This window comes from Salibaculum griseiflavum, from assembly GCF_003129565.1.
In the GTDB taxonomy this organism is placed as follows: domain Bacteria; phylum Pseudomonadota; class Alphaproteobacteria; order Rhodobacterales; family Rhodobacteraceae; genus Salibaculum; species Salibaculum griseiflavum.
On the sequence record NZ_QETF01000008.1, the window covers coordinates 1 to 14,150 of the forward strand.

The 14,150-nt window shown below is 62.2% G+C and carries 13 protein-coding genes and 1 pseudogene; 11 read left to right on the forward strand and 3 right to left on the reverse strand.

The window, feature by feature from the left end:
- Positions 1-115, forward strand: a pseudogene (locus DFK10_RS08835) (IS5/IS1182 family transposase); the annotation flags it as partial.
- A 537-nt stretch (positions 116-652) separates the two neighbouring features.
- Here the strand turns inward: DFK10_RS08835 and DFK10_RS16230 are convergent.
- Positions 653-1,078: a hypothetical protein gene (locus DFK10_RS16230; protein WP_146193249.1), complete on the reverse strand. Its 426-nt coding sequence runs from the start codon at positions 1,076-1,078 to the stop codon at positions 653-655.
- A 179-nt stretch (positions 1,079-1,257) separates the two neighbouring features.
- Here DFK10_RS16230 and DFK10_RS08845 point away from each other — a divergent pair, with 179 nt between their 5' ends.
- The 5 genes from DFK10_RS08845 (at position 1,258) to DFK10_RS08865 (ending at position 7,031) form a co-directional block, all read left to right on the forward strand.
- Positions 1,258-1,914: a hypothetical protein gene (locus tag DFK10_RS08845; RefSeq protein ID WP_109388668.1), complete on the forward strand. Its 657-nt coding sequence runs from the start codon at positions 1,258-1,260 to the stop codon at positions 1,912-1,914.
- The gene (locus DFK10_RS08850) at positions 1,904-3,391 is read left to right on the forward strand and encodes an O-antigen ligase family protein (protein WP_109388669.1); all 1,488 of its coding nucleotides are present in this window, start codon (positions 1,904-1,906) and stop codon (positions 3,389-3,391) included. The genes DFK10_RS08845 and DFK10_RS08850 overlap by 11 nt, the downstream gene beginning before the upstream one ends.
- Complete coding sequence (locus DFK10_RS08855; protein ID WP_109388670.1) at positions 3,388-4,233, forward strand: metallophosphoesterase; 846 nt, start codon at positions 3,388-3,390, stop codon at positions 4,231-4,233. Before DFK10_RS08850 ends, DFK10_RS08855 begins: the two co-directional genes overlap by 4 nt.
- A gap of 26 nt (positions 4,234-4,259) precedes the next feature.
- Positions 4,260-6,389 carry a GumC family protein gene (locus DFK10_RS08860; RefSeq protein WP_109388671.1) on the forward strand — a complete coding sequence of 710 codons (2,130 nt, stop codon included), beginning with the start codon at positions 4,260-4,262 and terminating at the stop codon, positions 6,387-6,389.
- A 120-nt stretch (positions 6,390-6,509) separates the two neighbouring features.
- Positions 6,510-7,031: a flavodoxin domain-containing protein gene (locus DFK10_RS08865; protein WP_109388672.1), complete on the forward strand. Its 522-nt coding sequence runs from the start codon at positions 6,510-6,512 to the stop codon at positions 7,029-7,031.
- A gap of 3 nt (positions 7,032-7,034) precedes the next feature.
- On the opposite strand, the gene DFK10_RS08870 is transcribed toward DFK10_RS08865, so the two are convergent.
- The gene (locus DFK10_RS08870; protein ID WP_109388673.1) at positions 7,035-7,622 is read right to left on the reverse strand and encodes a GNAT family N-acetyltransferase; all 588 of its coding nucleotides are present in this window, start codon (positions 7,620-7,622) and stop codon (positions 7,035-7,037) included.
- Positions 7,622-7,861 carry an Lrp/AsnC ligand binding domain-containing protein gene (locus DFK10_RS08875; RefSeq protein WP_109388674.1) on the reverse strand — a complete coding sequence of 80 codons (240 nt, stop codon included), beginning with the start codon at positions 7,859-7,861 and terminating at the stop codon, positions 7,622-7,624. Before DFK10_RS08875 ends, DFK10_RS08870 begins: the two co-directional genes overlap by 1 nt.
- Positions 7,862-8,026: 165 nt before the next feature.
- Between DFK10_RS08875 and hisB the strand changes: the two genes are divergently transcribed.
- The 5 genes from hisB (at position 8,027) to DFK10_RS08900 (ending at position 14,149) form a co-directional block, all read left to right on the forward strand.
- On the forward strand, positions 8,027-8,614 hold the full coding sequence (hisB, locus tag DFK10_RS08880) for an imidazoleglycerol-phosphate dehydratase HisB (RefSeq protein ID WP_109388675.1): 588 nt from the start codon (positions 8,027-8,029) through the stop codon (positions 8,612-8,614).
- Positions 8,611-9,249, forward strand: coding sequence for an imidazole glycerol phosphate synthase subunit HisH (hisH, locus tag DFK10_RS08885; protein ID WP_109388676.1), 639 nt, complete (start codon positions 8,611-8,613; stop codon positions 9,247-9,249). The genes hisB and hisH overlap by 4 nt, the downstream gene beginning before the upstream one ends.
- A gap of 121 nt (positions 9,250-9,370) precedes the next feature.
- Positions 9,371-12,232: a monovalent cation/H+ antiporter subunit A gene (locus tag DFK10_RS08890; protein WP_109388677.1), complete on the forward strand. Its 2,862-nt coding sequence runs from the start codon at positions 9,371-9,373 to the stop codon at positions 12,230-12,232.
- A gap of 1 nt (position 12,233) precedes the next feature.
- Entirely contained in the window at positions 12,234-12,608 is a 375-nt protein-coding gene (locus tag DFK10_RS08895; protein ID WP_109388678.1) for a Na+/H+ antiporter subunit C, read from the forward strand.
- Positions 12,605-14,149, forward strand: coding sequence for a monovalent cation/H+ antiporter subunit D (locus DFK10_RS08900; protein WP_109388679.1), 1,545 nt, complete (start codon positions 12,605-12,607; stop codon positions 14,147-14,149). The genes DFK10_RS08895 and DFK10_RS08900 overlap by 4 nt, the downstream gene beginning before the upstream one ends.
- The last annotated feature ends 1 nt before the right edge of the window (position 14,150 follow it).

A 14,150-nucleotide genomic window follows, 5' to 3' on the forward strand; every position in this document is an offset into this window, starting at 1 on the left:
GATCATGTTTGGTAGGTTGAAGGATTGGCGGCGTGTGGCAACCCGCTACGACAGGTGCCCGAAGGTCTTCCTGTCAGCCATCGCCCTCGCAGCACTCGTCATCTACTGGCTATGAGTCCTGACCCTACTGAATCAGCGGAAATCTCGAAATCATCGGAAAAGAATGACTCGCTATCGAACACTTCAGCCCCCAACAAATGAACGATCGAGAGTTCTTTTCCAAGTTCTTGATCATTTCCATCCGGCGCCAAAGCATCGCCCTGATATAGTTAATGAAATATTAACGGTTTTTCAGAAAGATGAATGTCGAACCGAAAGATCGCTATTGATCCAAATAGATTCAGTGCAGCACAACGGCTCTTGCCTCACTTCGCTTGAGGCAAGAACAGGTGCGTAATGCAAAAATACCTATGAGAAGAAGATAACACTGACCTTCAAGAAGACTGTCAGGACAGGGTCACCCAGGTCGCCAAGGAAAACTCCACTTTGGTCTTAGGAAATGGCTTCAATCTAGCTCTGATTATCAGAGGCGAGATGAATCGAATTTCATGCAGCTGACAAAACTGGGGGGCAAGAAATTTTCCAGAATACTCGCGAATGAAACCGACACTCAGTCCAATCGAATCTGAAAACAGAGAATTCACGAAACGTCTTATGCCGGGCTTGCCGCAAAAACGTCGTTTTCGATTTCTGAAGCGCCTCCCCCTTCGATCAAAGTCGCGACATTGACGATTGCATCGGCCTGATCCGCATCGCGTGACGCTTCCGAAACCGTGATCAGCACGGTGGAGAGCAAAGATGTCGAACCGGAGGAGCTTTGCGCGGCTTCCAAAACCGCGCCAGCAATCTGCGCGATGACCGCCGCGTGTTCTTCATCGGTCAGGTTTGCGTCGTCCAGCATAGCAAGGGCCTGCAGCACCAGGTCTTGGCAACCAGTCTCAACCGCTGGCGTCTGGCAGGCAGCGAGAATTGCGGTGGTGTCCAGACCGGAAAGCGGCTGCGCATGAGCAGCGGGACTGAAGCCAAGGACCGACGTCACCGCCAAAACCACCCCATGCGTCCGAAACCCTACAGCCATGACCATCTCCCAAACTCAACGACAGCGACGCAAAAAGCATCCCAGAGTTGCTTTTCGAATTCTATAGTGCAATTTTAAGGGGAGTTCAATCGGGTCGCAACGTGTCTTTGAAGAGTGACCGGAGATTTCTCGCGGCCACCCAGAGCAGTTCGATCGTCGTTGCCGAAGGGTTCCCACATATGCTGCGGACCGCCCTGTCCATCTTTTGCGTCGTGCTCGCCCTGATGGCGGGTTGCCTTTTCGTTCACGAATACCGCCATTTTCGAGAGGCATCGCGCTCGCTCAATGAGCGGATTCCACGTCATGCCACATCAGCCAAGCTCGCCGAGCCGGCAAGCCTCAGCCGTCAGGTCGACCAGATGCGGTTTTGCGTGGATGCGCCACAAACGGTTCTTTTCAGCATCTATCCCGACGCAACGCGACAGGGCTTCTCGGAGGCCTGCCTCTCCCAGGCACAAACCATCCTGCGTTCGTCCCCGACAGTGTCCATTGCCTGGTTGGCCAAAGGGGTTTCACTCGCGCAACTGGACCAACCCGGCCCCGCCCGCGCGGCCCTTGCCAATTCCAGGCTTTGCGGACCGCGCGAGGGGTGGATCGCGATCCGCAGGTTGCGCCTGGCCCTTACCCTTGACGTCGGCGCAAGCGATCGGGGTGCGCCGGGGCTTTCCAATGACATTCATCTGCTTGCGAGCGATCCGAAGCTTCGACGTGATCTGGCGGAGCTGTTCGTGCGCTCGGGCACCAAACAGGACCTCATCATATCGATGATGGAAGAGGCGCCGGCGGAAGATCAACGACTCTTCCTGCGCGAGGTGAGGCGGATCAATGAGCGTTAAGTCTGATGTCAATTTCGAAGTGCTGCAACCGGTATTGCGCTCGGAGGTCGGCTCGGAACAAGGCGCCGAGGGACTGTCTTTCGACGAGATCGAGCTTCAGCCCGACGACGCTCCGCTTTCGCGCCAACGCGCCACGCGCAAACTCAACGACCGGCTGGGCGGCATCCTTGTGGCGATCGTTCTGCTGGCCCCGATCCCTCTGGGCTCGAACCGGCCGATTTTCTGGATGGGCTGGGCCGTGGTTCTGGGCCTGCTGACCGCCGGCTACCTGATCGCCATGAGGCGGATCCAGCCCACCCGCCCCTTGCAGGCGCGGCATTTCAAGCTGATCCTCGCAGTCGGGCTGGCCCTGCCGGCGGCCGCGCTGATCCAGCTGCTGCCGCTCGGCTCGCCTCCGATTGGCGATTTACCGGCCGAGATGCAGCCGCAACGGCTGACACTTTCGACCATGGCGACCTTCACAGGCATTCTCCGGCTTCTGAGCTACGGGCTTTTCTTCTTCCTCATGCTCGAAATCGCCACCCATCCGGGACGCATCAATGCGATGGCGCGAGCGATCTTCATCGGCATCATCGTCCATGCAACCTGGGGCCTCGCAGCGCTGACCTTGCTGGGCGACATCGCGTTCTGGGGCAAGAAAGAGGCCTATCTGGGCGTTGCCACGGGCACATTCATCAACCGCAACTCCTACGCGACATTCCTTGGGATGGGCCTGGTCATCGGGATCGCGGTGGTCATGAACCAGGCACGGCACGGCGTAGCACGCCCGCGCCGACGGATGATGCGTCTGGACGAAAACAGCCTGGCCGCTCTCGCAGGGTGGCTGGGCATCGCGGTGATCGCAACCGCGCTTATGGCGACACAGTCGCGGATGGGTATCGCCGCAAGCCTCGCGGGGTGTATGGTCGTGTATTACGCAATGTCTGTGAAAATCCACGGCGCGCCCTGGGCGACATTCATTCGCGTGATGCTGCTGGCGGTCATTCTGACGGCCATCCTGCTCGCCGCCTTCGGGCAAGGCGCCATCGAACGCAGCCTGTTGGTGTCCGAGGCCATCGACACGCGGGCCGACCTCTATGCCCAGGTCGCAGGAATGATCGCCGAACGGCCCTTTTTCGGCTATGGCCTCGACACCTTTCCGATCGCATACGAGATTTTTCACGATGCGCCTGTCTCTTCGGGGCTAATCTGGCCCCATGCCCACAACACCTACCTGGCCTTGTGGGTCGAGATGGGCGTCGTCGCGGGCTCCCTGCCGATGCTTGCGCTGCTTATTGCCACGATGAGGCTCGTCCGCAGCGTCCGGCGCAGGGCGTCCGCCTTTGCCATGCCCGTCGCCGCGCTCGGCATTTTGGCGCTCGGCTCGCTTCACTCGCTGGTCGATTTCAGCCTGGAAATCCAGGCGAATGTCTTTCTCTTCCTGGCTATCCTCGCGCTCGGACTGGGCCAACTTCGGCGTAAGGCGGACGAGCGGTGATATCCCGCCTGACCAGATGGCTCACCGGGCGCCCGGTCGACAGCACATCCTCGGCAACGGCCCGGATACTCGCCCTGCGCGAGATGCCCGCCGCGGTCTATGCCATTGGCGACGTTCACGGGTGTCTCGACCTCTACCAGGACCTCGAAGCGCAGATCGTGGCGGATGGCGCAACCCGCCCCGGCAAGAAGCTGATCGTCCTGCTGGGCGACGTGATCGACCGTGGGCCACAATCCGCCGGAGTCTTGGACCACATGCTTGGGCCGCCTCCAACGGATCACGAACGCGTGGTTCTTCGCGGAAACCACGAAGAAATGTTCCTGCGTTTCCTGGACGATCCCGAGCCTCATATGGGTTGGCTGGATCATGGCGGCTTGGAGACACTTGCCTCCTACGGCCTGCACCTGGACCCTGCCGATGTTTCGGGCGCTGCCCGGAATGGCACGCGCCGCCGGCTAAGGACCCACATTCCCGATAGCCACATAAAGCTTCTGTCGGATCTGCCACATGGCCTCCGGGTCGGGGACTATTTCCTTTGCCATGCAGGCACGGACCCGTCGAAACCGCCCCATGCGCAACGGCCCACGGACTTGCTTTGGGGATTTGACGGCGACGGAGCCCCCGCCCCGGACGGCCCCATCGTCGTGCACGGTCATTTTGCGCATGACACCCCACGTCAATCCCCAAGGCGGATCAATATCGACACCGGTGCCTATGCGACGGGGCGCCTCATGGCGGTCCGCCTTACCGATAATGATAGCCCGCGGTTCCTGCAGGCTCAGCGTGCCGTATACAACCATGTGGCGACTAGACACCGGGTTGCACCCGATTTAATGGATTAGACCTGTAACGGATTTCGAGTGGCAGGATGGCAGGTTACGACACCGGCACGGCAGGACTTAGGGATATCTTTCTGCTGCTGCGCCGAAAGCTTCGCCTGATCCTGATGACCATGGCCATCGCCATCGGGCTGGCCGCCATCTACGTTGCATCAGCGACCCCGCTCTATACTGCCTCGGCCCTGTTGCTGATCGACCCTTCCAGCAAGAACCTTCTGGACCCGGGCGAAACCACCAACCCGAACATTCGCGGGGCTGACGCCTTCATCGAAAGCGAAGTGGAAATCCTGCGTTCTAACGCGACCGCTCTGGCCGCGATCGAAGACGCGAACCTGCTTGCGGATCCCGAATTCGGCCCAAGCCTCGGCCTGCGTGACAAGATCTTGCAAGCTGTCGGCATTGGGTCCTCGGACGACAGAACCGGGCGGCAATTGCTGAATGCGACCCTGTCGCGTGTCAAGGACGCACTGACCGTCAAGCGACAAGGCCTCACCTATGTCATCTCGGTCTCGGTGACATCGGAATCCCCGGACCGGGCCGCCGCTTTGGCAAATACATTCGCCAAGGTCTATATTGAGCAGCAGGTGGACAGCAAAGTGGCCGCCTCGCTGTCCGCACGGGATGTGCTCAAGGCACAGCTCGATACGGCGCAGCAAAACCTGGCTCGATCAGAAGCTGCGCTTGCCTCCTATATCGACGACAATCTCGACCGACTGGCCGAGGAAAGCGGGTCGGCCGAAGTTGCCGCCCTCCGCAGCCAGCTCTTGCAGGCCAGAACAAGCCGCGCGCAATTCCAAGAGACCCTAGAAACCAGCCAGACAGCTCTGCAAACAGGCGATTGGCAAACGCTGACCGCTTCTCTTGAATCCGAGGCGCTTGCGGCCTTGGCAAATCAGCGCCAGAGGCTGGCGCGCCAACTGGGCCAGGCCGAGGACGGCAGCCAGGCCGCCATCGACCTGCGGGCCGAGCTGTCGCAGTTGGAGGAACAGTTGCAGCTTGAGGGGACGGCCGGCGTCCGGCAATTGCAGTCCAGCATTTCCGAGACCCGCCGGATTGGCGAGGGTGCCCGTGAAAGCATTCGCCGCGCCCTGCTCTCGACGGACCTGACCGCTGCCACCCTATCCGAGATCTATGCCTTGCAGCAGGAAGCCTCGATCGCCCGAAACCAGTACGATACCCTGTTGGCCCGCATGCGGGGACTGGAGGCGCAATCCCTTGTCGAAGTCGCCGATAGCCGCATCGTGTCCGAAGCCCTGCCGCCGTCCAGTGCCTCTTTCCCCGATGCCGGGCTGATCCTGGCGCTGACCCTCATCGGGTCTTTGGGTCTGGGTGTCGGGCTGGCTTTCCTGAATGAATACTATATGGGCGGCATAACCTCGGAACACCAGTTGGCAGCCGTCATCCCTGCGCCGGTGGCCGCAACCATCCCCGGCATTACGCCCCAGCGGGACCAGGTATCGGTGGCCGACACGATCCTCGATCAACCCATGTCATCCTTTGCCGAAGGTTTTCGCCGCTTGCGTGCAAGCATCGACAAGCGGTTCAGCCCGGTCGAGGAGCGCGGCAAGATCGTCATGGTCACGTCTGCCGAACCGGCAGAAGGGAAATCCACGATCGCGCTTTCCCTGGCCCGAACCTACGCGATGTCCGGAAAACGCGTTATTCTGATCGATGCAGACATGCGCAAGCCCAGCCTGCACAAGTATATCGGTGTCGATCCCGAACGCGGCTTATTGGATTATCTGCTGGACGATACCCAGACGGTCGGGCTGGACGGGTTCTATGTGGCCGACCGGATCCCGGAACTCGGCGTCATCCTTGGAAATCGCCGCAGCGACGTGCCGACGGACCAAATCCTTCAGTCCGAACGTTTTACGGGGTTGGTGACGAAGGCTCGGGAAAGCTTCGATGTCATTGTCATCGACACACCGCCGGTTCTGCCGGTCGTGGACACGCGCTATGTCGCGCCGCTTGCCGACTGCACCGTGCTTTGCGTCCGCTTCGACGAGACCGGGCAAACGGACCTTCGCAAGTCTTACGAGCAACTCGAAGACGCCTTGCCCAACGCCGACTCGGTTGTCTCCGTTCTGAACTTCCAGGAGGTGACGACCCGTGGTTATCGCTATGGTGGATATTACGGATATTCGGACGAAACCTAGCCCGCCCCGTCGCCCCCGCCCGAAGCGGCATGACCGCGCAGGCGGCAACAGATACTTGCCGCAGGCACGGGGTGGCCGTTAGGCTGTTTTCAGGTTGCACAGCCAAAGACGAGGTTCGCCATGGCCGTCCCGATCATTTTCCAGTCTCTCGAAGGCCAGACCCGAAAAGTGGCCGAATTCGCCGCCGATCTGGTCCGAAAATCCGGTCAGGCGCCGCAGCTGATCGACATGTCCGACCCGATGGTCGAGGTGCCGCTGGAGGGCGCCGAGCGGGTCATCCTCGCGGCCCCGGTCCATGAGCGCCGCCACCCGCAGGAATTCGAGCTGTTCCTGACCGCGCAAGGCAAAGACCTTGCGCGCTGCAAGACCCTGTTCCTGTCCGTCAGCATGAACGCCGCGTTTCCCGAAGGCCGGAACGAGGCGCAAGACTACGTCACCGAGATGCAGATGCGCACCGGCTTCACCCCCGATGCGAGCGCGCTCGTGGCCGGGGCCATCAAGCGTCGCGAATACGACTATTTCGCGCAACAGGTGATTCAGCATGTGGTCATGCGCGGCAAGGAATACGATTCCACCGCCGATGAACATGAATTCACCGATTGGGATGCGCTTGAAACAACCCTGCGTGACTTCCTGGGCTGAGCTCTACAGGATAGGCACCTGCGGCGCGGCCTCGCGGGGCAAGTCCCCTGTCAGACGCGGATCATCGGCTATCTCGACCTGGCGGCGATAGGGCGTGAAGCCAGACCGAATATAGAAGGCCAGCGCGGCGGGGCTGTCGAGCGTGCAGGTATGGACATGCAAGCGCGTGATCGGCGCGGCCCAGGCCCGCGTCAGCGCCTCTTCCATCAACCAGCGTCCGGCGCCTTGCCCCTGAAGTTCGGCGGCCAACCCGAAATAGGCCAGTTCGCATTCGCCAGCGATGCGAAAATCCAGTTCCAGCAGGCCAAGGTCTTCGCCCGCGCGACGCAGGGAAAAAACCGCAACTTGCGGATCATGAAGGATTGCCCTGAGCGCGGCATCATCCATTCCCAGCCGTGAAAACCACAGCCAGTCCCGGCCGATACGCGTGAACAATGCGCGATACCACTCGGGGTCCGGTTCGGCATGGGCGACCAGTTCCGCCCCCGGCAAGGCGGCGGCGCGTGGCGCGGGCCGGGCGAACATCTGAAGGTGCGTCACAACCGCAGCCAGCTTGCCCTGGGGAACATCGGAATAGCCATCGGGCAGCATCAGAAGGCCTTGAAGGTCAGAGTCGTCAGGCTGCGTTCGATCCCGTCAATGTCCAGCAGGTTCTCGTTGATGAAATGGCCCACGTCGCTGTCGTCGGGCACATAGAGCTTCATAAGCAGGTCCCACTCGCCCGAAGTCGAGTAGAGCTCGGAGTGGATTTCCTTGAGCGCGATCGCGTCGGCCACCTTGTAGGTGGTGCCGGGGCGGCAGCGGATCTGGACGAAAACGCATTGAGTCATGGCGAGGATCCTTCGCTAGATTTCGAGACAGGCTGGCATGCTCCGCCGCCAAGGGCAATCGCCTGCGGCAGCTGTGCCACCCCTTTGAAGCGTGCGCCGCATCGGGTGCTTGGCGCGACGGCTGAGGCACCCTATAAGCCGCTTTACAGCAACAAGGAATGCCCCATGCGCAAGGCCAGCATCAGCCGCAAAACCGCCGAGACCGAGATCGAGGTCGAAATCGACCTGGACGGGACCGGCCGGTATGACAATCAGACCGGGATCGGTTTTTTCGACCACATGCTGGACCAGCTGTCGCGTCACTCGCTGATCGACATGAACGTGCGCACCAAGGGCGATCTGCATATCGATGATCACCACAGCGTCGAGGATACCGGCATCGCGCTGGGTCAGGCCTTGGTGCAGGCGTTGGGCGACAAGACCGGCATCAACCGCTACGGCGAATGCCACCTTGCCATGGACGATGCGCAGGTGCGTTGTGCGCTGGACCTGTCCGGCCGGCCCTACCTGATCTGCAATCTCGACCTGCCGACGCCCAAGATCGGCACCTTCGACACCGAACTGGTCCGCGAATTCTTTCAGGCGTTGGCGACTCATGGCGGCATCACGCTGCATATCGACCGGCTGCACGGCTTCAACAGCCACCACATCGCCGAGGCCGCGTTCAAGGCGGTGGCCCGCGCGCTGCGCATGGCAGTCGAAACCGACCCACGCAAGGCGGACGCGATCCCCTCGACCAAGGGCGCGCTGTGACAACGGTTCTGATCGACTACGACAGCGGCAACCTGCACTCGGCGCAAAAGGCGTTCGAGCGGATGGCGCGCGAGGTGGACGCGGGCGAGGTCATCGTGACCTCGGATCCCGACATGGTGCGCCGCGCCGACCGCGTCGTTTTGCCCGGCGACGGGGCCTTTCCACATTGCCGGGATCAGCTATTCGGCCTGTCCGGCATGGCCGAGGCGGTGATCGAAGCGGTCGAGACCCGCGCGGTGCCCTTCCTTGGGATTTGTGTCGGCATGCAGATGCTGGCCAGCGTCGGCCATGAATACGAAGAAACCCCGGGCTTCGGCTGGATCCCCGGAGAGATCTGCCGCATCACCCCCTCAGACCCCGCCCTGCCCGTGCCGCATATGGGCTGGAACGACCTGGTCGTCGATCGCCCGCACCCGGTGCTGGAGGGGCTCGATCATGGGGACCATGCCTATTTCGTTCACAGCTGGGCCATGCAGGTCCAGAACCCGGCCCACCTGATCGCCCATGTGGATTACGGCGGGCCGGTGACGGCGGTTGTCGGGCGCGATACGATCATCGGCACCCAGTTCCACCCGGAAAAAAGCCAGGCCACGGGGCTGCACCTGATCGCGAATTTCCTGACCTGGAAGCCCTGACGCCGGTTTCGACCCGCTGCGACACCTTATCATGACGATTTTTGTCGACATTCGTTTGCATCCAATGGCCATTTGCACCATATCTCGGTGAACTTAACAGGGACCGGGGGCACGACAGCCGATGAGTGATGGAAACGTCTTTCTGATCATCATTGCCTTGTTGCCTTTTGCCGGCGCCCTGATGCCCGGCCTGATGATCCGGGCCGGTCGCACGGCCTGCGCCAGCTTTACCGCCATTCCAACGGCCCTGGCCCTGACGATGCTGATCGTTCTGGCCCCCGACGTGATGCGCGGCGAGGTGATCCAGTATGAGCTGCAATGGCTGCCGCAACTCGGCCTTTCGGCGTCCTTCTTCCTCGACGGGCTGGGCCTGCTTTTCGCCGGGATGATCCTCGGGGTCGGGCTGCTGATCACGCTCTATGCGCGGTTCTACCTCTCGGGCGAGGACCCGATGGGCCAGTTCTATACCTATCTTCTGCTGTTCCAGGGCGCGATGCTGGGCATCGTTCTTTCCGACAACATCCTGCTTTTGCTGATTTTCTGGGAGCTGACCTCGCTGTCCTCCTTCCTCTTGATCGGCTATTGGAAACACCTGCCCGAGGGGCGGCAGGGCGCCCGCATGGCGCTGGCCGTGACCGGCGCGGGCGGGCTGGCGATGATCGGCGGGATGCTGATCCTCGGGAATATCGTGGGCAGTTACAACCTGACCGACATCCTGGCCGCAGGCGACCAGATCAAGGCACATGACTGGTATATGCCTGCGCTGATCCTGATCCTGCTGGGCGCCTTTACCAAGTCGGCCCAGTTCCCGTTCCACTTCTGGTTGCCGCACGCCATGGCGGCCCCCACCCCGGTTTCGGCCTACCTGCACTCGGCCACCATGGTGAAGGCTGGCGTCTTCCTGATGGCGCGGATGTGGCCCGCATTGGCCGGCACCGAGGCCTGGTTCTACATCGTCGCCAGCGTCGGCCTGATCACGATGGTGGTCGGCGCGGTGATCGCCTTGTTCAAGGATGACCTGAAGGCGCTGCTGGCCTTTTCGACCGTGTCGCATCTGGGTCTGCTGACCATGTTGCTGGGCTTTGGCACGGACAAGGCGGCCATCGCCGCCGTCTTCCACATCATCAATCACCTGACCTTCAAGGCCGCGCTGTTCATGACCGCCGGGATCGTCGATCACGAGACCCATACCCGCGACATCAAGCGGCTGGGCGGGCTGTCGGCACTGATGCCCATCACCGCCGTGATCGGCACGATTGCCGCGCTGTCCATGGCTGGCATTCCACTGTTCAACGGCTTCATTTCCAAGGAAAAGATGCTGGAAGAGGCCGCGCATACCGTCTGGTGGGACAATCCCTGGATCATCGGTGCGCTGGCCACGCTGGGCGCGCTGTTCTCGGTCGCCTATTCCCTGCGCTTCATCTTCCACGTCTTCGGCGGCCCGGTGCGCGACGATTACCCGGCCAAACCCCACGACCCGCCCTTCGGCATGTGGGCGGCGCCGGCGCTGTTGTGCATTCCCGTCGTGCTCATCGGCGTCATGCCCCACCTGGCCGAACCGCTGGTCAATGTCGCCGCGGGGGCCGTGACCGGGGTGGAGCAGAACGCCAAGCTCAAGCTTTGGCACGGGCTGACCCCGGCGCTCTACATGTCGATCATCGCGGTGATCGGCGGGGCAATCCTGTTGTGGCTGCACAAGCCGCTGGACCGGGCCTGGATCGCCGCGCCGCGCCCCGAGGCCAAGACGATCTTCGACGCACTGATTGCGGCCGTTGTCAGCCTGACACGCCGGATGACCGATCTTCTGTTCACCGGCGAGATCAGCCGCTACCTGGCCATTTTCGTCGCCGCCTCGGTGGCGCTCGGGGCCGTGGCCTGGTCCGGAGGCGGCCTGGCCGCGCCCGACCGCGCACCGCTTCCCGTGGACCCGGTCGTCTGGGTCGGCTGGGTGCTTCTAGTCGCGGCGACCGGTGCGGTGGTCCTCATGCACCGCCACCGGTTCCGCGCATTGGTCCTGATCGGGATCATCGGGCTGATGATTTCTTCGGGCTTCGTGTTCCTGTCAGCGCCCGACCTGGCCCTGACGCAGATTTCCGTCGAGACCGTGACGATCCTTCTGTTGCTGATCGCGCTGCACTTCCTGCCCAAGGAAACCCCGATCGAAAGCGGTGTCGGACGCCGCTTGCGGGACGGTGTGATCGCGCTCGTGGCGGGTGGCGGCGTGGCCGCCGTTGCCTATGCTTTCCTGCAGCGCAATGTTGAAACGATTTCGGACTATCACCTGGCCAATTCCTACGAGGGCGGCGGTGGCACAAACGTCGTGAACGTGATCCTCGTGGATTTCCGCGGCTATGACACCTACGGCGAGATCATCGTGCTGGGCATTGCCGGACTGATCATCTTCGCCGTTATGGAGGCCCTGCTGAACGGCCCCGCCGGGCGCCGGCTGCGCAACATGGAACTGTCGCAGGATCGTTCGCGTGACCGGCACCCGTTGATGATGGTTGTCGCAACCCGCGTGATGATGCCCATCGCGCTGATGGTCGGCATCTATATCTTCCTGCGTGGCCACAATCAGCCCGGTGGCGGCTTCGTCTCGGGCCTGGTCGTGTCGATCGCGCTTTTGATGCAATACATGGCCTCGGGCTTCGCATGGACCCAGAACCGCCAGCGGATCGAATATCACACGCTCATCGGATGGGGTGTCATCATTGCCGGGCTGACCGGCGCGGGCGCCTGGCTGGCGGGCAAGCCGTTCCTGACCAGTGCCTTCGGCTACGTCCATTGGCCACCCATCGAGGAGTTCGAGCTGGCAACCGCCATGTTGTTCGACCTGGGCGTGTTCCTTGCCGTGCTCGGTGCGGTGATGCTGATGCTCTACAGCCTGTCGCGTCTGGCCCGTCATGCCGGCGAAACGGTGAATGTCGAGCCCATGGATTACGATCCGGTCGAACGCCAAGACAAACGCGAAGGGGAGGCCTGACATGGAAATGATCGTTGCCAGCGCCGTGGGCGTTCTGACGGCCGGGGGGGTCTACCTCGTGCTGCGCCTGCGCGCCTTCCCGGTCATCCTGGGTCTGGCCATGCTGTCCTACGCGGTGAACGTCTTTCTTTTCGCGGCGGGCAAGCTGACCACGAACATGCCGCCGATCTTGTCGAAATACGGCGAGGCCACCTATACCGACCCGCTGCCGCAGGCGCTGGTTCTGACGGCGATCGTGATTTCCTTCGGGATGACGGCCGTCTTGGTCATGGTCGCCCTCGCGTCGTTCCTTGAATCCGATAGCGACCGCATAAACCTCGGCCGGTCCGAGAATGCCGGCCTGCCGGTCGAACCCGGCCAGGAGGATGCGCAATGAACCATTGGATCATCGCCCCGGTCATTCTGCCGGCCCTTCTGGCCCCGGTGATCGGCTTCGTCATGCGCTATGACATTCGCCTTGCGCGGATCGCTTCCCTTGCCGGTGCCGTCGCCCTTCTGGCCATCGCATTGGGACTGGTGGTTCAGGCGGCGGGCGGCGAAACCCAGGTCTACCGGTTGGGCGACTGGCCCGCCCCGTTCGGCATCGTGCTGGTGCTGGACAGGTTGTCGGCGCTCATGGTGTTGCTGACGGCGCTGCTTGGGCTGCTGGTTCTGGCGCACGCCACCGCGACCGGCTGGGACGACCGGGGCCGCCATTTCCATGCCCTGTTCCAGTTCCAGCTGATGGGGATCTCGGGCGCTTTCCTCACGGGGGACGTGTTCAACCTTTTCGTGTTCTTCGAGATCCTGCTCATCGCCTCCTACGGGCTGATGATTCATGGCGGCGGACGTGACCGGATGCGCGCGGGTCTGCAATACGTTGTCATCAACCTGGCGGGGTCCACGCTGTTCCTGTTCGCCTTGGGGGTGCTTTACGCCAGCACCGGCACGCTCAACATCGCGGACCTGGCATTGCGACTGCAGGACATTCCGCTGGAAGACGCCGCCCTCGTGCGGGTGGCCATGATGCTTTTGCTGATCGTCTTCGCAGTCAAGGCCGCGCTGTTTCCGGTGCAGTTCTGGCTGCCGGGGGCCTATTCCAATGCCCCTGCCCCGGTCGCGGCGCTGTTCGCGATCATGACGAAAGTCGGCGCCTATTCGATCATCCGCATCCACACCACCGTATTCGGTCCCGGCATCGAGGCGACCGACGGGCTAGCCTTCGACTGGTTGTTCCCGGCGGCGCTGATCACCATCGCGATCGGCGCGGCGGGTGTGCTGGGTGCCCGCCGCCTGATGCCGCTGATCGCCTTCGCCGTTCTGGGGTCCATGGGCACGCTGATGCTGGCCGTGTCTGTCTTTGCCCCGGCCGCGATGACGGCCGGTCTCTATTACCTCGTGCATTCAACCTTTGCCGCCGCGGCCCTGTTCCTCGTGGCCGACCTCGTCATGGCCCAGCGCGATGGAAATGACGGCCTGTCGACACGTGCTGCCATCGCCCAGAACGGATTGATGGCGGCACTGTTCTTCGGTGCGGCCATTGCCATGGCAGGCATGCCACCGCTGTCCGGTTTCCTGGGCAAGCTGCTGGTCATGGACGCCCTGCGCGCGCCCGGTGTCATCGGTTGGGCCTGGGCGGCGATCCTTGTGGGGTCGCTCGTCACCATCGTCGGCTTCGCCCGGGCGGGCAGCGTGTTGTTCTGGAAATCCACCTCGCTTGCCCCGGCGCCTGAAACCGGGGACGCGCCCTTGCACCAGATCGAACGTAATGCGGCGGGCACGGCGCAGGTCATGCCCGTGCTGGCCATGCTGGGTCTGCTTGCGGCGCTTGCATTGTTTGCCGGGCCGCTGGCCGGGTATCTTGAAGCAACGACCGGGCAGCTCTTTGACCGGGCGGGCTATGTCGCCGCCGTGCTTGGCACGAACGGAGGGGTCTGAT